Here is a 19,341-nt window from a genome sequence, read left to right as displayed (position 1 = left end):
CATCTAATTTGTTGTAATTGCAGGTTAATACTGACTTGATTATATCAGAGAAATACCAAAAGCTGAGGATATGTTCGATATTTGCTTGTTCATTACTCATTTTTAGTTAATTATCGTTGTTTGATTCTAGTACCAGTCACCAGATCAAATAAGGTATAGTACAGTAACATGCACAAATATTTAATTCTAAAGGTAAAACCCATGATAAAAACACTCAAATTAGTTTGTATCTTATTAGCAGTATTTTCGAGTACTCGTTTATTAGCAACTGATTTAAACGTTGGTGATATAGCACCAAACTTTAAACTACAAGCAACCACGGGGGATTTCTACCAATTGAGTGACTATAAAGGTAAACAAGTCGTTGTATTAGCTTGGTACCCCATGGCTAATACACGTGGATGTACCTTTGAATGTAAATCACTCGTAGACAATGGCCATTTAATTAGAGAATTTAACGCCAGCTACTTTATGGCTAGTGTTGATCCTTTAGATGATAACAGAGCTTTTGCCAAGAAAACGGGCGCAGATTTCCCTATGCTAAGTGATCCATCAAAAGAAGTGGCTAAATCATATGATGTGTTGAATATTATGAGAGTTGCAAGCCGAGTCACTTTTTATATATCAAAAGAAGGCAAGATATTAAAAATAGATGAAGATATTAATACTAAAACCGCGGCAGAAGATATTGCTAAGCATTTGAAAGCGCTTAATGTAGAGCCGGCTAAAGCAAAGTAATCAGTGGTAAAATTAAGTTTTTGAAAATACCAAAAGACGATTATTCGCTGGCATCTCATGATCGTCAGTTAACTTAAGGCCAACCTCGTTGGCCAATGATAATACTGCTTCAATATCACGTATTCCGCTGTTTACATCCCTTGCCTTGAGCCATAAATCAAAATTTGCGTTACTTTGGCTAGTGAATTTTCCTTGATAATTGAAAGGACCATAAATACAAACGTTTGCTTTTGACGTTATGTGTTTTGCAATATCGTGAAAAAAATTGACGACTAATGGCCAGCTAATTATGTGGAGTGTATTAGCGGTATATATTCCATCTATAACGTTAATGGGTAAGTTAGTTAGAGTGGCTGCGCATACATTATTTAAATCAATAACAATAGGGCTTTTTATATTAGGGCACTTTGACTCCTCTAACCACAGGTTAATTCCTTCATGATTGATTAATAAATCACTGGTTTGCCATGTTAAATGTGTAAGGTGTTGGGCAAAGAAAGAGGCATGTTGGCCGGTGCCAGAGCCAATTTCTAACACATGCTTTTTGCTTGAAAATACCTGAGTCAAAATAGTTAAAATTGGTTGCTTGTTATTTTCACATGCTTGGGAAAAAGGTTTATTTATCATATGTTATTAATTTTACTTTTTAAACGGTAACATTTGTTGGCATTGTTGTTGGTAAGATAGCATATGTTTTTGTTCTTCTAGACAAAAACTTTTAATAGCTGCTTTAAATTCTACATGTTTGATCCAATGATATGAGTGTGTTAACACAGGTTCAAAACCTCTTTGTATTTTGTGCTCACCTTGAGTGCCAGGATTAAAAACGGTTAAATGCTTGTTAATGCAAAACTCAATACCTAAATAATAACAAAGCTCGAAATGTAAGTGCTTATAATCTTTAGTACAGCCCCAATAGCGACCATATAAGTGTGAGTCATCATATAAAAATAAAGCACAGGCAACATCTTCTTGTTCATCGTTGGCAATGATCAACAACATATTATTTCTCATGCTATTTAATAGCTGCTCAAAAAAATCATAGTTCAAATGAGGCTGATGACCTCGTTTTAAGTAGGTAAGCTGATAGGTTAAATAAAAAAATTTAAGATCTTTTGGGGTAATTTCATCATTTGTCAGTAGCCTAGTTTGTATCTTTTGTTGGCTAATTGATTGTCTCTCTTTGCGAGTGTTTTTTCTTTTACGCGAGGTGAATGTGTTTAAATAATCATCGAAATTTTTATAATCACGATTAAACCAATGAAATTGAACAGTATTACGTTGATATACGTCTTCAGGCAAACTCGTTGCCACTTCATTACAAAATAGAATATGCCAACTATTTATATTGTTATGCTGGCAATGCTCAATTAGCGGTTGAAACAAATCATTTATCTGATGTGTTGAAGAGAGTAATTTATTACTAGAAACTGGTGTAAAAGGAATTGTCCCAACCAATTTAGGGTAGTATTCAATATTGTGTTGTTGAAAAGCATCAGCCCAAGCCCAATCAAAAACATATTCACCCCAAGAGTGGTTTTTCAGATACATTGGCATGACAGCTGACACACTATTATTAGTTTTTACAACTAAATGGTGAGCTTGCCAGCCTTGTTTTTTAGTTGCACAATCGCTTTTTTCAAGAGCATCAAAAAAATCATAACCAAGAAAAGGACAAGTTGAACTATTTAACTTATGCCAATCATTGCTGTTTATGTTTTCTATACTGTTGATAAAGTCAACTACTGTGGCAGAACTCAACATAGAACTCCTTTTGAGAGATGGTAACTAAAGGTATCATAACGGCTTTAGTCAAGGTTAATGTTGCTATAAATAGCATACCAATGCATCCATAATTGATGCTACTCTATTGCTATGGCTAAGTATATTTTAGGCGACTTTTCTACTTATTTGGCTGGTAAAATACTCTTTCAAAAAGTTAAGTAGTAGTCTAAGTTTTTTAGAGTTGGCTGTGCCCGGAGGGAAAACACCATAAACATTGATATCGTTAAAGCTATAATCACCGAGCACCCTTTCTAACGTTCCTGCTTTTATTTTAGGCAGAGCATCGTATATGGGGATGCGACCTAAACCATGCCCCGCTTCAACAAAAGCGGTACGTGCAGCTGCATTATTTGTACTAATGCTTCCTTTGGTGACAATACTGAATGTTCGGCTACCTTTCTTTAAGGTTAAAACGCCGGAAGTCAGCTTGTAGATCACCCATTGATGTTCACAAAGATCGGCAGGTTTTTCTGGGCGTCCATAACGAAGAAAGTACTCAGGGGCTCCACACAGACACGTTTCTAAGGTAGCAAGTTTAGTTGCTTGTAAACCAGAGTCAGCTAATGGTGCACCACGGATCGCTAGGTCTATTCCTTCTTTCATAATGTTCACCACTTCATCAGTTAGCATGACATCAAGCTCAATTTTAGGATAAATTTTCTTAAACTCATTGAGTGCAGGCACAACAGTTTGCAAGCCAACATTGACAGGACAGGTTATTTTAAGTAACCCGATAGGTTCATTTTTGAAATTCTCAATTTGCTGTTTAGCCACACCTGCTTGCTCGGCAATGACGCGGCAGCGCTCATAATAGGCTTGGCCAGCTTCAGTAAGATTAATTGAACGTGTTGAGCGGTTTAGCAGTTTTACCTCAAGTTGTGCTTCTAGCTTTTTCAAATGATAGCTGACAACGGCTCTAGATAGTCCTAAATGTTTAGCCGCCGCACTTAAGCTGCCTTGGTCAATAACCTGAGCAAATACAACCATACTTTTAAGCTGTTCAAATGAAATATCCACTAATACTACCTAATCAACCAAAACACATACTTAACCTTACATTGTTTTAATTATTGATACAATGTTGTCAGTTTTATCTGCATTGTTCATGAAGTTATATTTGCATATACTGAGCTTATTGAAATAAGCACACACGCAAATGCGCTTACATTAACCGACACAATTATATGGATAAATGATGATGACTAAAAAAATATTGATGGTACTAACTTCACATGATCAACTTGGTAACACCGGCCAAAAAACCGGTTTTTGGGTAGAAGAGTTTGCAGCCCCTTATTATGTATTTATTGATGCGGGGGTTGAGGTAACTCTCGCTTCACCACAAGGCGGACCGGCGCCAATTGACCCAACAAGTACGCTTGAAGACTTTCAAACCAAAGCAACTGCACGATTTGACAGTGATGCTGCCGCACAAGCTAAAATTGCTAGCACAGTGCAGTTATCATCCCTTAACGTAGATGATTTTGATGGCGTATTTTACCCAGGAGGTCATGGACCATTGTGGGATCTTACCGAAAACATCGACTCAATCAGCTTGATAGAAGGCTTTCTAAAAGCAGGCAAGGCTGTTGCAACAGTTTGTCATGCCAGCGCAGCTTTATTAAATGTAAAACAAGTATCTGGTGAGTTTGCCATTAAAGGCAAAGCAGTTACCGGTTTTACTAACAGCGAAGAAGAAGCGGTGCAATTAACAGAAGTAGTCCCTTTTTTACTTGAAGATGAACTCATTAAGCGTGGTGGTGAATACCAAAAAGCAGACGATTGGCATGCCTTCGCCGTTCAAGATGGTCTTATTATTACTGGTCAAAACCCAGCAAGTTCAGCATTAGCCGCTGAAAAATTACTCGCTCAACTTTCTGCTTAAACAACGCACCTGTAAATTATTTAAATAACGTTAGGATATCGCAATGTTAAATTTCAGTTTTCAAAATCCAACCCGTATCCATTTTGGTGAAGGACAAATTAAGGCTATTTCACAAGAAATTCCGTTAGATGCAAGAGTTTTATTGGTTTATGGTGGAGGCTCCATAAAAAATAATGGCGTCTATCAACAGGTGATTAAGGCGCTAGATGAACACACCTTTTTTGAATTCTCAGGTATTGAACCTAACCCAAGTTACGACACGTTAATGCAGGCTCAGCAAATTATTAAAGCGGAACGTATTGATTACTTACTTGCTGTTGGTGGTGGCTCTGTGGTTGATGGTGCTAAATTTATTGCCGCTGCTGCCTTATATGAAGGAGAAAGAGAAGGAGAAAGTGAAGGTGCTAAAGACAGTGACCCTTGGGATATTCTTGCAAAACAGCAAACCGTCACTAAAGCATTACCTATGGGGGCAATTTTAACTTTACCAGCAACAGGCTCTGAAAGTAATGGCAACTCAGTGGTAACACGAGATGGTAATAAGCTAGCTTTCAATAGTCCTTTGGTTCGTCCACTATTTGCGGTGCTAGACCCTAGTGTGACCTTATCATTGTCAGATCGGCAAATAAGTAATGGTGTTATTGATGCCTTTATCCATACCATCGAACAATACTTAACCTACAGTGTGAATGGTAAGGTACAAGACCGCTTCAGTGAAGGTTTGTTGCAAACCTTAATTGAAGAAGGACCAAAAGCCTTACGAGCAGAGACTAGGGAAGATCTAGAGGTTAGAGCCAATATTATGTGGTCGGCGACGATGGCATTAAATGGTCTTATTGGAGCGGGTGTGCCACAAGACTGGTCAACTCATATGATAGGCCATGAACTTACTGGCGCCTTTGGTATTGATCACGCACGTACTTTATCTATTGTGTTACCTGCGGTAATGAAAGTACAAAAAGAGCAAAAACGTGAAAAACTTTTACAATATGCGACTCGTGTATGGCAGATAACTGAAGGGGAAGATAATGCTCGTATTGACCAAGCTATCGAGTTAACCGAGCAGTTTTTCACACAAATGCAAGTACCAACTCGCTTATCTGATGTTAATCTTCAACGCAAAGATGTTGATTTGGTCATTAACAGATTACAGCAACATGGTATGACTTCACTGGGCGAACATAATGATATTACCTTAGAAGTAAGTCGTGAAATATTACTGCTCGCATTGTAATTAGATCATGCAAAACCATTAGGCATAAAAAAACCGCTATTAAGCGGTTTTTTAACATAAATTGTTATCAATTTATCGCCAAATCTAAGCGTTACTAGGTATAACGGTCAGACTAAAAAGGTCTTTATTTGGTGGAGCGGGGGGGAGTCGAACATTTGTAAATCATACTTTAATCAATACCTTATTTATGAAAGTGACACAGGCATGTCACTTGAGTTAGACTTCTATCTATAATGCAGGTAAATATAATTTAGCTTAATGCCTAAAGAATAACGGGTGTATTACAAATTTCTTAGTTAGATCTGTAATGTCTAATTCAGGCTTTTCAAAGGACGAATAAATTACCAAAGTTTCCGATTTTTGTATTCCAATAACGCCAACAGTGAACCAAACTTTAACAAGCTCATCAAAATTAAGCATTCTATTATTATGTTCTTCATTGTCAGGTTGAATGTTCGGCCTATCCATTAAATAATTTAGCACACTATCTTTTTCTTGTACTGTTAATTCTTTTATTTTAAAGTTTATAGTAGTCAAAAATTCCAAACTATCCAAATATTCATCAATGTGAAAAAAAATGCTTCCCCATTCCTTAGCTAAAGCTGTTTTCCTTACTGAGTAAAATTTCTCTTCGGCTTCTAGAACAATATCTTCATTTAACTCTATTTCACCATTACATTCAGCTAAACATAGGTTTACAAAATTAATTGCATCTCTTGGCCTAAGCATTGTTCTATCAATGATATAGCTATCTGACCTTATATCTTATGATGCAATTTACTTGTATCAGTTATGTAAATCAGATGAAACTGATAGTGATAAATCGAGACGTTTTTTAGCTAGGCACCTTAAAAAACTAAAAGAATTCATGGAACAAAACATAGTTGAATTTAAGGAGTTTGCTAAAGATACTGATGCAAATTCTTGGCTATGTTTTGTGCCAGATGAATCAAGTGGGAAAAAGAGAAATGAATACTTCCCTCAATTGAATTTAATCGAAAATATATCAACTGAAATGGATACAGACTCAACAGCTATTATTTATCGTGTGAGCCAACTAAAAGACACGCCATGGTTAGCAAAACCCTTTGCGAATTTTAAATTTGATGGTTTGACGCGTTGGGCTCCTGCTTTGTTAATCGCTCTAACTTATATCGCTTTTCTTAGCTTGTTATTTTCGATCTCAGGTTGGCTATCTAAAGCTTGGTTATCACCGTCAATTATCATTTTTTCATTATTTGGTTTTATCGCTTATTTATTTGTACCATATTTTAAACTGTTAGACCGTAGTGTTGTACAAGCACCCCAATGGTTATTAACATTGAATACTTTTTCAGCGCAAATAGAACTAGTTAGCACAGGAGAAAAACGGAAAAATGGTAGTACTATCCGTGAAATTAGAACGGTAGTTTATGAAGGCGTTTGCCCTATTTGTAATGGTAAGGTTGATGTAATTCAAAGTGGTAAGGAATTTCATCAACGTTTAATAGGACAGTGCCAAGAAGCTCGTTATGAGCACCTTTTTAGCTTTGATCATATAACTAAAAAGGGTGCTTATCTCAGAAGTAAAGGTTAACTAAGGGTCACCATTTCTTGTTTCTTATTAAGCCAATCGTTATGAGTAGCAAAAAGAAAACGCCAGTTGTGCCACCACTATCGTCATTGGAAGTGCTAACTGAATCATTATTATTATTTGTGTTGATGCTAGTTAAAGTAGCAGTAACAAGAAATTGCATTTGCCCACCAAGGTTTATTGGAGTAAATTCAGCAGTTGTAAGCTGTCTCCAACCCCTGTTAGGCCAAGGATCGTAAACGCTACCACCTATAAAGTTTGGCCCGTTAAATGTTTCATAGTAAGCTACTTCATATAAGGTCATGGCATGACCATTAGTACCAATTATTAATGGTTTATTTTGAGTTAGATTGTCTACTATCATTTGATTATTTAATGAATAAACACCTTTATAATAATCGTATGCTCCTGTTAAACGTACACTAAAAGAGTTTCCATAATCATCTATCCATGTTTTATTTAACTGTTGAGCTATTTGAAAGCCTTGAGCTGGCAGGTTAATTAGCCCGCCATATGCTTCTTCAACGATTCTTTGTTGAGATACAGGGTGATTATAAGAATCAAATACATTCGAAAGACTTGCAGCCCAGCACCACTGACTTTGATATTGCTGATCAAATGTTGCATCAACTACTGCCATAAGATTAACCCTTGATATGCAGTAGTAATTTCCATAAGAATCTATATATGAACAATTCTTTTCAGAAGATGCTTTAAATGACACGAGTACTACTAAGGCTAATAATATTATTGTATATTTCATATCAACTCCTTTTGAATTTTCTAACACTCGTACTTGATAGTAGTGGACAAATTTTAAAAGTCAAAGCTAAAGAGTGTATTTTTTGTATAAAAAACACACAAATATATATTCGGCATTTTAATCAAAATTCTAGTTAGAAGAAAAAAGTCATAATACTTCACTGCGGGTAATCCAAATTATTAAAGAGCAAGCTTATAAAAAAGCTAAACGCTATTAAGTCATTTCCAATAGCGTGATATTGTCAGAAAAACCTGATTTCGTTAGTTGTACCAGTTCTTTAGGGAATTTAATCATTACCTCAATTTCATCATTTAGCGTTATAACCCCTGCAACAAAGCCAATCACTTCAATGGTTGATTCTGATTTTTTTTCATCTCCTTTTTTAACTACATGACAGTTAAGCAATTCAAAGGCATCGTTTAAGGTGAATTGGTCACCAAAGCCAAACGTTTCTATATTCATTTTTTGTTGTCTCCATTTTTCGTATTAGGGTTAGTACAGTTATTTACACAAGTCCAAGGGCGCTTCGCGCTTCTCCTCGTTGCTCAGGCTTCGCCCTCGTCGTCGCAGCTTCCGCGCCTGAGCATATTGCTATATCGGTATAGGATGTAATTTTACCAATTCCTTATTGCCGCTCTCATACTTCGAACCGCAAGTCGTCATCGGTTGCGTTATTCTTTTCCATAATCGAGTACGAGTTAAATTGATAACGTTTTTATTGATAAGGCCTTTTAATGATGGAGCTTTAACATCACCGTAGTAAGTTAAATTGTTCTGGATTATTTCCCCAGTTTCAATATCAACAGTTTCGTTTATTTTAGTTTCATAATAGGGATGAATAGGGCGGTTACGTCTTGGAAGTATTGCTCCCCCCATAGCCATAACATAAGCAGCCCAATCACCAGCGTCGGCAGCGGTAAACGCTCGCACGACATCTGGCTGTTCGGTCTCTTGTAATCGACGGAGTTCACGCCAAACGGTAACAGAGGGGCCACCAATTTGCTGAAATTGACGAATACCCCATAAAGAAGACCAAGCATCAATTTTTGAAGCTGCGGGCTTTGCATCATTCCCGTATAAATCATCATCTAGGTCTGAACCATCAATATTCTTTGAAATATATTTAGCAATATAACCAGCCGCACTTCCTTTTTTAGGATCTATTGAGGTCATATCAAAACGATGCTCTTTAGCGCCTCTTTCATTACCATCTTCTTGCAAAGCATATTTACTAAAAATAGAGCGAGTAGTTTGTACATCATCAGGATGCATAAACAATAATAAATGCCAATGCGGTGTTCCGTCATGGTGTGGTTCTACAACTCGAAAGCCATAAGGGTGAATGTTCTTTTTCTGTAAAGCTGAGCGAATGAGTTTCCAGTTATTATTAAAATAATCATTTACCTCTTTAGGTGTTGAACCATTGAATTTTGGGTTTGCTTTACCATTTGAGTAAGCATGGTACTTTGAAGGTGAGGTTAGGGTATAAAATTCACCTGCATGACCCATTTGTGTGGCAACTTCTTCAAAGCCACGTATGCGAGTCATTAGTTCGGCTTTACGAATTCTAGGATTTGATACTGAATTTTTATATACATCAAGCAATGTATACGTTTGACCATCTTCATTAACAATCTGATTAGCTGATAAATAGTCAAATGAGTTTATAAGCTGAGTTTTCCTGTTTTCTAATGCAAAGTTACTCGCATAGCAACTTGCATCTTTATGGACTAAGCTTAATTTTCTATGTACTTGTTCAACATGCTGTAGACGTATTTTATTAATTTTACGAAACCACCAATCGGCACAACTCAGTTTGTTTAATGTAGGAATAAATGGTTTATCAGTATCAAAAGCATCAACTTGGATAGTGTATTTTTTAGCGATACCGCTACATATTTGATATGAAGTTTTATTCTCGCCAAATTCAGCAACAGTTAACCCGCATTTTCGTGACATGTTTTCGCAAAAACTTCTAATTTTTGGTGTTGCAAAAGATAGGTTTAAATCATGAATAACGAGTGATTTATCTATGTTATGTATAAAGAGGTTAGCTTCTCTTAAGTTTTTTTGATGATAGAGTTTTAGATAGTTACTTTTTAATGCGTTTTCTAAGTAAGGATGACGTTCAAATATTTTTTTACGGAAGGAATAACATTCACGTGTACCAATGTTATTTGTCGACGATGGCAAAAAAGTGTCAAAACGGTGCCATTCTGTAGCCCATTTAGGACTATCTGAGACCCATTGGGTATCAGGTGCAAAAAAGCCACAACCACTGTTTCCAGTGCCTATGGCTTGATTTAACTGACTTTCATCAGTACTCAATTTGGTGGAGCGGGGGGGAATCGAACCCCCGTCCAAAAAGCCTACATCCTCGGTACTACATGCTTAGTCGATTATTTATTTAACCAATTAGACGCCAATCGACAGGCTTCGTCATGGTGAGCTTAATACTATTTCGCGGTTCAGCCTTAAGCGTGCTTCCCTCGCTATCCTATTTGGGGTGACCATCAATCCTCGAAACAACAGGACAATTTATGAGGTGATGGCTAGCCTTAAGCGGCTAGTGCGAACGTTTCGTCGTTTGCAATTATAGTTTTGCGGCTTTTTACCAGGCCAACCGCCCCTGGGCATGCACCTTGGGTTTCATGAATCTTGTCGAATCCTAGATCCGCCCCAAAGTTCTTCAATTTAATTATAGACTAAATTAGCCTATAAAGCGCATTGTACAGCGATTTTATTGATTAAACAACGTAATAATTGTTAACCAATTAACGGTCAAGGTTTTTGTTTTTCATTAGTCGTCCTTTATCAACAGCCCATTCTCTGTCTTTAATATCGGCACGTTTATCGTGGTCTTTTTTACCTTTACCTAAATAAAACTCTAATTTTACCCAACATGCTTTCCAGTACATTGCCGTTGCGATTAAAGAGTAACCGTCACGTTCAACAGCGCCAATGACCTTGTCTAACTCTCTACGGTTAAGTAGTAGTTTTCTATCACGATTAGGATCACATACAACGTGACTTGACGCAGCATTAAGCGGCATTATTTCCGAGCCTAATAAATAGGCTTCTCGGTCTTTAATATGCACATAGCAATCTGAAATATTGACTTTACCGCTACGTATACTTTTAATTTCCCAGCCTTGTAAACTCATCCCTGCTTCAAACTTGTCGGTTAGGGTGTAGTTGTGCCTTGCTTTTTTATTTAAAGCAATGGTGTTGCTGTTCGATTTATTTTTTGATTTTTTCTTGGCCATTATCTTTTCCATTTTTGCTTGCGGGTATTATACGGGTAAAAACGTGCTTTGAAATGGGAAATTGTCTCATTCGTAGAAAAATCATCTGAATAATGTGATTGTTGGTATGTTTTGGTATGATATCGCCATAATATTGTCGAGGTTAAAATTAGAATGCCGTCTTTAAGTCGTAGTGCACTGGTTATGTATAGTGTTGATCAAATGTTTCAATTAATAAATGATGTTCTTGCTTACCCTCAATTTTTACCTGATTGTAGTAATAGTAAAATTATTGCTGAGAATGAAAACTCAGTGACAGCATCACTATTAGTGTCTAAAGCGGGCTTGAAAAAATGGTTTACGACTAAAAACACTTTAATCTCTAATCAGCAAATTCAGTTAGAGTTAGTAGACGGGCCATTTAATAAGTTGCAAGGGCATTGGTTATTAACACCATTATCTGAAGATGCGTGTAAGGTTAGTTTAGAACTTGAGTATGAATTTTCGAATAAAATGTTTGATTTAGCGTTTGGTAGAGTGTTTGATCATTTAACCAATAATATGGTTCAGGCATTTACCCAACGCGCTAAAATTATTTATGGAGTGCAATGATACGTGAAAACGACACAACCTCAAGCTGATGCGATTCAAATTGAAATAGCTTACGGATTACCTCATAAGCAAAAGCTTCTGTCATTACCGGTAAATCAAGGCACCACTGTAGAGTGTGCTATTAGTGAATCAGGAATACTTGAGCTGTTCCCTGAAATTGATTTAACGGTTAATAAAGTTGGCGTTTGGAATAAAGCGGTGAAGTTGTCAACGGTGTTAGAAGATCTCGATAGAATTGAAATTTATAGACCGCTTATTGCCGATCCAAAAGAAGTCAGAAAGCGTCGTGCTGAAAAAGCCAAGCTAGAAGGGCGAGCTGATAAAACAACCGGTGGTCGAGTTAACCCTTTAGCGAAAAAAGACTAACAAAAATAGTGTAAGAAAAAGCCTAGCGGGGCTAGGCTTTTCATTTTGCTGAGCTGATTTCAAGACATATATTTAAAATAAATCATTAGGTTGTTTATTTATACAAGCCTTGCTGTTTGTCTTCTATGGCTTCACGCCAACCACCTAACCATTGCGACTTTATCGAAGTGCTTTGGTATGGGCAATGCTCCTTTGAGCGTCCAGATATACCTGCTTGGTAACCTCGTGTATGAGCCCTATCTTGGCGGTCTCGTTTTTGCCTTTTCATCATAGATGCACGCTCCTTTCTTATTATCTTTTCTTACTAAAACGTAGTTAATGAATGACTAAAAAACAATGTTAAAACGCAATTTTTTTATAAAAATATATTAAGTTTTTGATAGATAGTGATATTTATTTTAGGATGAAATGAAAAAAGCACCATCAAGGTGCTTTTCAATTATTTCAATTAGTTTAGCTAAAGGTGTCTAATAACTGGAATAGTATTAAATACCTCTGGGTAACGTTATTTAAAAAATTTCCGGCGAAAGCCCAGAAGTGCCATGACTGACAATAGGCTACCAAAACTAATGCTAGCCCCTTGACGAATCACTTTGTCTTCTTCTTTTGCACTACAAGTTTCACCGTCTTCTGGCGATGGTGTTAGGCTAATGGCTCTTACTACATCTTCAGTTAATGGTGTGCCATTATCATCTAACATTATATTACCTTTGGCATCACGGCGTTCAACTTTAACTATGGCTGTTGCTGAAATAATACCATCATCGTTAATGTCGCGAGCTTCAAATATATCGTATTTTTGACGTAAATTACACGGAATAGTGTCGTTAAGGTTCTTGAATAAATCATCGTTCATATCATAAACAAAAGCAGCGGTTCTGCGCGGGTTGCTAGAGCTTTCATTATGAGTTTCAATTTCGCCTTCACCTACCATTAAGTTATTGTTGTTGATGGCGCGAACTGTGCTCTCTGACCCTGAAAAATAGTCATCAGGGGTGACCATGTTAATTTCTTCTTTAGGCACGCTAGTGTCTGCATAAAAAAACTTTTGAATATATTTGCCATCAGTTTGTTTAGTGATATGCCCAACTGCAATACCTGCATCATTGATATCATAAGCTCTAGAGTTTCTAGACAGCGAATGATCGCCACTCAGGTCGATTACTTCTCCACCTTTATAAAGAACCGCATACTGATAATATTTTGCTTCGTTTACTTTAGGCTCTGTTACTGTTTCATCATAAAAACCATCAGCATAACCAACTGCTACGCCATCATTATTGATTGCTAGAGCATAGCTTGAATAAGCCCGTTCATCGTCTTCATGTGGCGTTGCTAATAAACCTAATTGTTCTATTACCACCGCACCACTGGTATCGAAGGTCGCTTTAATCGCCATGGAGTGATATGGCGCGCTGGTCGCGTTAATGTGCAATTTTTCTATACATGCTTCAAGTGTCATATCACCAGGTACGATATCAGGATCAGCACAAGTATTGTTCTTGTTGTCTTCATCGCTTTTGTCTGGATCAGATCTGCCTTCAATTGCTTCAAGGTATGATTGTGTCATTTTATAACTGCTAAAGCCTACTGCAACACCAGCGTCGTTAGCATCTACTATTGCTGATGTGCCACCGCCGTAGCCTGACTCAATAGGAATTAACTGATAGACTTGTGAGCCTTGATCAAAAGCGAAGAAGCCTCTAATACCGTGCTCTCTTAGCCAATAGGTATGTTCTTCGCCAGCGTCATTGGTAAACACATCACTCGGCAAATAAGGAGCCGTAGCTGTGCCATATAAAATACCCGTGTTGGTAATACCACTGATGATATCTGTGGTTGAACGTGTTAATGTGTCTGTGCCCTCAAAGGTTGTATCCCATAAAGAAAAATCCTGGCTAACGCCGTCTATATTAGTAATAGCTAGAGTGTCGCCAACTTTTTGGTATTCAATATTTTTGCCTTTTCCTGTTGAAAGGGTACTTTGTAACCAACGCACTACCCAAGCTAAATCATTTGCTGTTGGGGTGCCAGCTCTTAACGCTTCAGCATCTTCAATATCATCAAGAGAATGCACACCTTGATAATAATAATTAGCAAATCGTTCTATCGCGGTAAAATCATCATCATCAAGATATTGAAACTGAATAGGAAAATTATAAACATTGGTGCCAGATATCACCATGTCTGCGCTACTATTTTGTTGCTGAGCATAGGTGTATTTTAGGTTGCTTACTTCACCTTTATCATCAATTTGGTAAGTAGACGCATTAACATGGGTAATAAAACTTAAACTTAGTGCGCTGCTAATACTTAACGCTATGATATTTTTAACTAATTTGACCATTCTATTACTTAACTCTTCTGTTTGTTATTGGGGGTATACTAAGCTCATTGACTAAATTTCATCTAACTCTTGCCATCTTGTGTAGGCAAGGTCGAGTTTTGACTCATTTTCGCTAAGCTGGTTCAATATATTTTTGGTGTATTGCTCTTCTTTGCTAAAAAAGTCACTTTGATTTACTTGTTCTTGTAGTTGAGCAATCTCATCTTCAAGGTTAGCAATGATCACGGGCAACTCGTCTAGTTCTTTGTTTTCTTTAAACGAAAGTTTTCTTTTAACCTCTTGTTGAGGCTTGCTTTTTGTTGGCGATTCGGTGTTTTGTTGTGTTGCTTTGTTTTTTCCCGAAGAGAGCTGCTGTTGACGCTGCTCGTTTTTTAACGCTAAATAACTGTCGACATCATCATAACCACCAACGATCTGATTAATATGCCCAGTGCCATCAAAGTATAAGCAGGTATTCACGCAGTTATTTACAAAATCTCGATCATGGCTGACTAAAATAACGGTTCCTGCATAATTTGCAACTACTTCTTCTAAAAGCTCTAAGGTTTCAATGTCTAAATCATTGGTTGGTTCATCGAGAATCAATAAGTTACTGGGCCGTAAAAATAACCTCGCCAGTAATAATCGATTTTTTTCACCGCCAGATAATGCTCTAACAGGAGTGCGAGCGCGTTTAGGACTGAATAGGAAGTCTTGCAGGTAACCCAGTACATGGCGAGAACGACCATTCACCATCACCTCTTGTTTGCCTTCACCTACAATTTCTTGCACAGTTTTATTGAGATCAAGCGCTTCACGGTGTTGATCAAAATAGGCTATTTCTAAATTAACCCCTGAGCGCATGTTGCCGCTGGTTGCTTTCAGCTTTTCCATTATAAGCTTGATCAGTGTCGATTTACCGGTACCGTTAGCGCCGATTAATGCAAGACGGTCATTTCGCGTAATCAGTAAATTTAACTTGTTGATAACCACCTTGTCATCAAATGCTACTGTGACATCTTGAGCTTCAAAAACCAACTTGCCGGAGCGCTCACCTTGGGTAATATTCATGGTGCTTTGGTTACGTACTTCGCGACGTGCTTTGCGTTCTAAACGCAGCTTCTCTAAGGCTCTAACTCGACCTTCGTTACGGGTTCGACGTGCTTTTATGCCTTGGCGAATCCATACTTCTTCTTCGGCAAGACGCTTATCAAACAGCGCATTTTGTTGTTCTTCAACTTGTAAATCATGCTGTTTTTGTTCGATGTATAAGTCGTAATCACCGGGATAGCTTTTAAGTTGGCCTCGGTCAAGGTCTAAAATTCGTGTTGATAAACCCCGGATAAAAGCACGGTCATGGCTGATAAATATAATTGTGCCAGCAAAGTCTTTGAGGAATTGTTCCAGCCATAACACACTTTCTATGTCTAAGTGGTTAGTGGGCTCATCAAGTAATAAAATATCTGGATTGGTCACCAATGCCTTTGCCAGTGCTAATTTACGAAGCCAACCACCTGATAAATCGCAAATTTTTGAATCTGGATTTAATGACAAAGTACTCATGGCTTGTTCAATGCGCTGTTCGTCTTGCCAAGCGCCTGCCTGCTCAAGTTCGTCTTGCACCTTGGAGAGTTTGTTCAAGTTTTTTTCGCTAGGATCTTCGCTGATTAAATGAATCAAACCATGATAGCGTCTGATTAATTCGGCATTTTCCTTCACGCCTTGGGCAACATAATCAAACACCGTTGAGTCGGAAGATTCAGGCGGATCTTGCTCTAACATAGCCAGTTGCATGGTGCTAGACTTTAATATTTGGCCATCATCAAGGTTTTGTAACCCCATTAATACTTTCATTAATGTTGATTTTCCGGCGCCATTGCGGCCAACTAAACAAATACGTTCGCCCGTTTGAACACTTAAGTCCGCTTTATCTAAAATTTTATCTTCACCAAAAGCAAGTTCGCCATTGGCTATTCTTAATAATTCCATCAGTTTTTTAACTCTATTGTGTTAACTGTGTAAGCTGTTCTAGGGTGAATGGCCAAAACAACTTTTTATTTAAGGCTGAGTTCTCAGGATTTAATTTTTCTATCACTGGAATATGAACACCATATAACTCTACTAAGTTTTTGCTTTCGTGTGCTACGGTGGGTTGATCTACGATATCAATTTGTTTGAGTTGCTGTTCAGAAATCACCTGTAAACACAGGCTCAGCGCTTGTTCACATAAATGGCAACCTTCGCTGCCATATAAGTTATAAATAGTCATACGTGATTACTCTTGTGGCTTTCGTTTAACAGACCAACTATTGTGTATATGCTTGTTGCGAGCAAAATCTTTGTCTCGGGTGATATCTGACATATTGGTTGCCTGTAAGCCTAATTGCTCTAATGCATCAAAATCCATTTTGAAATTACGCTTGTTATTAGTAAACAATATTTCACCACCACGATTAAGTGATTTTAAGGCATCGGTCAGTAAAGCGATATGATCACGCTGCACGTCGAAACTATCTTCCATACGTTTTGAGTTAGAAAAGGTCGGGGGGTCAATAAAAATCAAATCATATTTATTGGTGTTATTTTTTAACCACTCTAAGCAATCGGCTTGCACAAATTGATATTTATGACCATTAAGTTTATTTAAGGCAAAGTTATCTTGCGCCCAATTAAGGTAGGTATTTGACATATCAACAGTTGTAATAGAACCTGCACCATGCAAAGCGGCTTGTACTGATACTGAGCCAGTATAAGCAAACAAATTTAATACGCTTTTGTTTTTCGCCTTTTTAGCAACTATTTGCCGTGTTTTTCGATGATCTAAAAATAAACCGGTATCTAGGTAATCCCACAAGTTGATTTTAAATAATGCGCCGTGCTCATTCACAGTGATAGATTGCTTAGATTTATCAACCCGTTGATATTGATTGCTGCCTTTTTGTTTTGCACGGGTTTTTAAAATCACGTGATCAGTAGCAACAGCTAACACTTTAGGCGCCCAATAAATAACTTCTTGTAAACGTTTAGTCGCCTTATCGCTGTCCACTGTTTTTGGTGGCGCATATTCTTGAATAACTAAATAATCGCCATAAATATCAATAGCAACATTATATTCTGGAATATCAGCATCATAGAGGCGGTAACATTCAATGGCATTTGATTTAAGCCAACCTTTTAGGCTTTTACGGTTTTTCTTTAAACGATTGGCAAAATCGCTGTCTTGTTCTGCAAAAGCCGATTGAGGATTAACCGCATCTTTTTCGAGTTGCTTCTCGTCAACATTATAAAGCGCTAACTGACAGTCAATAGGACCATTTTTAAACTTGTAACGTTTAAAGCTTGAAAGCTTCAGCATGGCTAGTAATTCAATATTGGCGGTTAAAATGGCAACGCGCCAATTAACAAATTGTGCTTTTAGTTTTTTACCAAATAATACAAAATTTTCGACTAACTCAGGTAACTCACCAATACGCTCGCCGTAAGGTGGGTTAAACAATATCGTACCTGCTTGACCCGAACTATTCGTGTTTGAGCCATAGACATTATTAATATCATTGGTGTTTTGACATTTGAATTCAATGAAACGTTGTAATTTGGCGTTTCGGGCATTTTGTTGCGCTGTGTTTAATACCCGAGCGTCAAGATCAATACCAAACACTTTTAAACGGTTAATATTAGCTTGCTCAAGCGCTGTTGCTGAGCTTTCAATGGCGCTATTCAACTGGTTTTGCCATACACAATCATCGTGCTTTAACCAAGTAGCAAATCCCCAAGTTTCACGGTTGATACCTGGGGCTTGTTTGGTCGCCATAGCAACGGCTTCAATTAAAATAGTGCCAGAGCCACACATGGGGTCAACTAATGGTTTGCTGGTGTCAGACAACCAACCTGAGCGGGTAATTAACGCTGCGGCTAGGTTTTCTTTTAGTGGTGCTGCACCTGAGTGTTCACGATAGCCACGTTGAAATAACCCTCGACCAGAAAAATCTAAATAAATGCTAACTTGATCTCTTAATAAGCGTGCTTGAAAACTGATTTGAGGTGATTTTTTGTCAACATCTGGTCGTTCTAGGCCTTGCTCTCTGAATTGATCAACAATAGCATCTTTAATGGTTAAACCACCAAATTGACTGTTTCGTATCTCTTCACTGTAGCCAACAAAGTCAATGGCAAACGAGGTGTCACTAGTAAACTGTTCAAGCCAATTGATGGTACTGGCTGTTTTAAATAGCTCATCCTTATTTTTTGCTTCGCCTTCACCTAGTTTTAGCATTACGCGTGTAGCTAAACGTGTCCATAAACAAACTTTATAGCCTAGCGCCAAAGAAGCCGTAAAGTATACGCCTTCAGGTTTCTGTATTACTTGCTCTGCGCCAAAGTTTTTTATTTCATCGGCGAGTAATACCTCTATACCGGGTGAGGTTAGGGCTAAAAATTGTTGCATGGGGTCTGACATGGTGTGGTTCCAGAATAAACGATGGCGCGATTATAACGAATGTATACTCACACATAAACAAAAGTTAAAGCTAATCTACTTAAATAGCCTATAATTAACCCATAACGTAGAACATTTAATCTATCTGAGTTTTTTTTTCAAAAAGGGCTTGCTTTATTTAGGCGCTATCCTTACTATACGCCTCGAATTCAGGGAGCACATCCTTGGAGACTTCTTACAATATGAAGTAAAACTATTGTGGCTTACCTTGCTTGTATTTACAGCAGGTCATTCGGACGCGGGATGGAGCAGCCTGGTAGCTCGTCGGGCTCATAACCCGAAGGTCGTCAGTTCAAATCTGGCTCCCGCAACCAATTCT

General features: G+C 37.7%; 19 protein-coding genes, 1 tRNA gene and 1 other RNA gene. 7 read left to right on the top strand and 14 right to left on the bottom strand.

Annotation, left to right across the window (positions count from 1 at the left end):
* Positions 1-201 precede the first annotated feature (201 nt).
* Positions 202-738 carry a peroxiredoxin family protein gene (locus tag ABXG98_RS18145; RefSeq protein ID WP_353540119.1) on the top strand — a complete coding sequence of 179 codons (537 nt, stop codon included), beginning with the start codon at positions 202-204 and terminating at the stop codon, positions 736-738.
* Between the two features lie 12 nt (positions 739-750).
* On the opposite strand, the gene ABXG98_RS18140 is transcribed toward ABXG98_RS18145, so the two are convergent.
* From ABXG98_RS18140 to ABXG98_RS18130, 3 genes are all read right to left on the bottom strand, one after another.
* Positions 751-1,362 carry a DUF938 domain-containing protein gene (locus ABXG98_RS18140; RefSeq protein ID WP_353540169.1) on the bottom strand — a complete coding sequence of 204 codons (612 nt, stop codon included), beginning with the start codon at positions 1,360-1,362 and terminating at the stop codon, positions 751-753.
* 15 nt (positions 1,363-1,377) lie between these two features.
* Positions 1,378-2,502, bottom strand: a complete 1,125-nt coding sequence (locus tag ABXG98_RS18135; protein WP_353540118.1) for a GNAT family N-acetyltransferase — start codon at positions 2,500-2,502, stop codon at positions 1,378-1,380.
* 126 nt (positions 2,503-2,628) lie between these two features.
* A complete protein-coding gene (locus tag ABXG98_RS18130; RefSeq protein ID WP_353540117.1) occupies positions 2,629-3,540 on the bottom strand; it encodes a LysR family transcriptional regulator in 912 nt (303 codons plus the stop codon).
* A 181-nt stretch (positions 3,541-3,721) separates the two neighbouring features.
* Here ABXG98_RS18130 and ABXG98_RS18125 point away from each other — a divergent pair, with 181 nt between their 5' ends.
* Positions 3,722-4,408, top strand: a complete 687-nt coding sequence (locus tag ABXG98_RS18125) for a type 1 glutamine amidotransferase domain-containing protein (protein WP_353540168.1) — start codon at positions 3,722-3,724, stop codon at positions 4,406-4,408.
* Positions 4,409-4,451: 43 nt separating this feature from the next.
* A complete protein-coding gene (locus tag ABXG98_RS18120) occupies positions 4,452-5,642 on the top strand; it encodes an iron-containing alcohol dehydrogenase (protein ID WP_353540116.1) in 1,191 nt (396 codons plus the stop codon).
* A gap of 255 nt (positions 5,643-5,897) precedes the next feature.
* Here ABXG98_RS18120 and ABXG98_RS18115 read toward each other — a convergent pair whose 3' ends face one another.
* Positions 5,898-6,386: a hypothetical protein gene (locus tag ABXG98_RS18115; protein ID WP_502901574.1), complete on the bottom strand. Its 489-nt coding sequence runs from the start codon at positions 6,384-6,386 to the stop codon at positions 5,898-5,900.
* 124 nt (positions 6,387-6,510) lie between these two features.
* Here ABXG98_RS18115 and ABXG98_RS18110 point away from each other — a divergent pair, with 124 nt between their 5' ends.
* On the top strand, positions 6,511-7,218 hold the full coding sequence (locus tag ABXG98_RS18110) for a hypothetical protein (RefSeq protein ID WP_353540114.1): 708 nt from the start codon (positions 6,511-6,513) through the stop codon (positions 7,216-7,218).
* A gap of 7 nt (positions 7,219-7,225) precedes the next feature.
* On the opposite strand, the gene ABXG98_RS18105 is transcribed toward ABXG98_RS18110, so the two are convergent.
* The 5 genes from ABXG98_RS18105 to smpB all read right to left on the bottom strand — a co-directional run bounded on the left by ABXG98_RS18105 (position 7,226) and on the right by smpB (position 11,244).
* The gene (locus ABXG98_RS18105) at positions 7,226-7,978 is read right to left on the bottom strand and encodes a hypothetical protein (RefSeq protein WP_353540113.1); all 753 of its coding nucleotides are present in this window, start codon (positions 7,976-7,978) and stop codon (positions 7,226-7,228) included.
* A gap of 213 nt (positions 7,979-8,191) precedes the next feature.
* Positions 8,192-8,440 carry a hypothetical protein gene (locus tag ABXG98_RS18100; RefSeq protein ID WP_353540112.1) on the bottom strand — a complete coding sequence of 83 codons (249 nt, stop codon included), beginning with the start codon at positions 8,438-8,440 and terminating at the stop codon, positions 8,192-8,194.
* A gap of 129 nt (positions 8,441-8,569) precedes the next feature.
* The gene (locus ABXG98_RS18095; RefSeq protein ID WP_353540111.1) at positions 8,570-10,342 is read right to left on the bottom strand and encodes a replication endonuclease; all 1,773 of its coding nucleotides are present in this window, start codon (positions 10,340-10,342) and stop codon (positions 8,570-8,572) included.
* Positions 10,309-10,659: a transfer-messenger RNA gene (gene ssrA / locus ABXG98_RS18090) on the bottom strand. The genes ABXG98_RS18095 and ssrA overlap by 34 nt, the downstream gene beginning before the upstream one ends.
* Positions 10,660-10,752: 93 nt before the next feature.
* The gene (gene smpB / locus ABXG98_RS18085; RefSeq protein WP_353540110.1) at positions 10,753-11,244 is read right to left on the bottom strand and encodes an SsrA-binding protein SmpB; all 492 of its coding nucleotides are present in this window, start codon (positions 11,242-11,244) and stop codon (positions 10,753-10,755) included.
* 153 nt (positions 11,245-11,397) lie between these two features.
* Here smpB and ABXG98_RS18080 point away from each other — a divergent pair, with 153 nt between their 5' ends.
* Together ABXG98_RS18080 and ABXG98_RS18075 are read left to right on the top strand one after the other, a co-directional pair.
* Positions 11,398-11,835: a type II toxin-antitoxin system RatA family toxin gene (locus ABXG98_RS18080; RefSeq protein ID WP_353540109.1), complete on the top strand. Its 438-nt coding sequence runs from the start codon at positions 11,398-11,400 to the stop codon at positions 11,833-11,835.
* Positions 11,836-11,838: 3 nt separating this feature from the next.
* On the top strand, positions 11,839-12,201 hold the full coding sequence (locus tag ABXG98_RS18075) for an RnfH family protein (RefSeq protein WP_353540108.1): 363 nt from the start codon (positions 11,839-11,841) through the stop codon (positions 12,199-12,201).
* Between the two features lie 94 nt (positions 12,202-12,295).
* Here ABXG98_RS18075 and rmf read toward each other — a convergent pair whose 3' ends face one another.
* From rmf to rlmKL, 5 genes are all read right to left on the bottom strand, one after another.
* Positions 12,296-12,469: a ribosome modulation factor gene (gene rmf, locus ABXG98_RS18070; protein WP_353540167.1), complete on the bottom strand. Its 174-nt coding sequence runs from the start codon at positions 12,467-12,469 to the stop codon at positions 12,296-12,298.
* Positions 12,470-12,706: 237 nt separating this feature from the next.
* A complete protein-coding gene (locus tag ABXG98_RS18065) occupies positions 12,707-14,548 on the bottom strand; it encodes a DUF3466 family protein (protein WP_353540107.1) in 1,842 nt (613 codons plus the stop codon).
* Between the two features lie 51 nt (positions 14,549-14,599).
* Positions 14,600-16,516: an ATP-binding cassette ATPase Uup gene (gene uup / locus ABXG98_RS18060; RefSeq protein ID WP_353540106.1), complete on the bottom strand. Its 1,917-nt coding sequence runs from the start codon at positions 16,514-16,516 to the stop codon at positions 14,600-14,602.
* A 13-nt stretch (positions 16,517-16,529) separates the two neighbouring features.
* The gene (locus ABXG98_RS18055; RefSeq protein WP_353540105.1) at positions 16,530-16,796 is read right to left on the bottom strand and encodes a glutaredoxin family protein; all 267 of its coding nucleotides are present in this window, start codon (positions 16,794-16,796) and stop codon (positions 16,530-16,532) included.
* Positions 16,797-16,802: 6 nt separating this feature from the next.
* Positions 16,803-18,983, bottom strand: a complete 2,181-nt coding sequence (gene rlmKL / locus ABXG98_RS18050) for a bifunctional 23S rRNA (guanine(2069)-N(7))-methyltransferase RlmK/23S rRNA (guanine(2445)-N(2))-methyltransferase RlmL (protein WP_353540103.1) — start codon at positions 18,981-18,983, stop codon at positions 16,803-16,805.
* 276 nt (positions 18,984-19,259) lie between these two features.
* Between rlmKL and ABXG98_RS18045 the strand changes: the two genes are divergently transcribed.
* Positions 19,260-19,336: transfer RNA gene (locus ABXG98_RS18045), tRNA-Met, on the top strand.
* Positions 19,337-19,341: the final 5 nt, after the last annotated feature.

It is taken from the genome of Colwellia sp. KU-HH00111 (assembly GCF_040362745.1).
GTDB lineage: Bacteria > Pseudomonadota > Gammaproteobacteria > Enterobacterales > Alteromonadaceae > Colwellia.
Note: the sequence above shows the minus strand (reverse complement) of the source record. Positions and strands in the feature narration are given on the sequence as shown.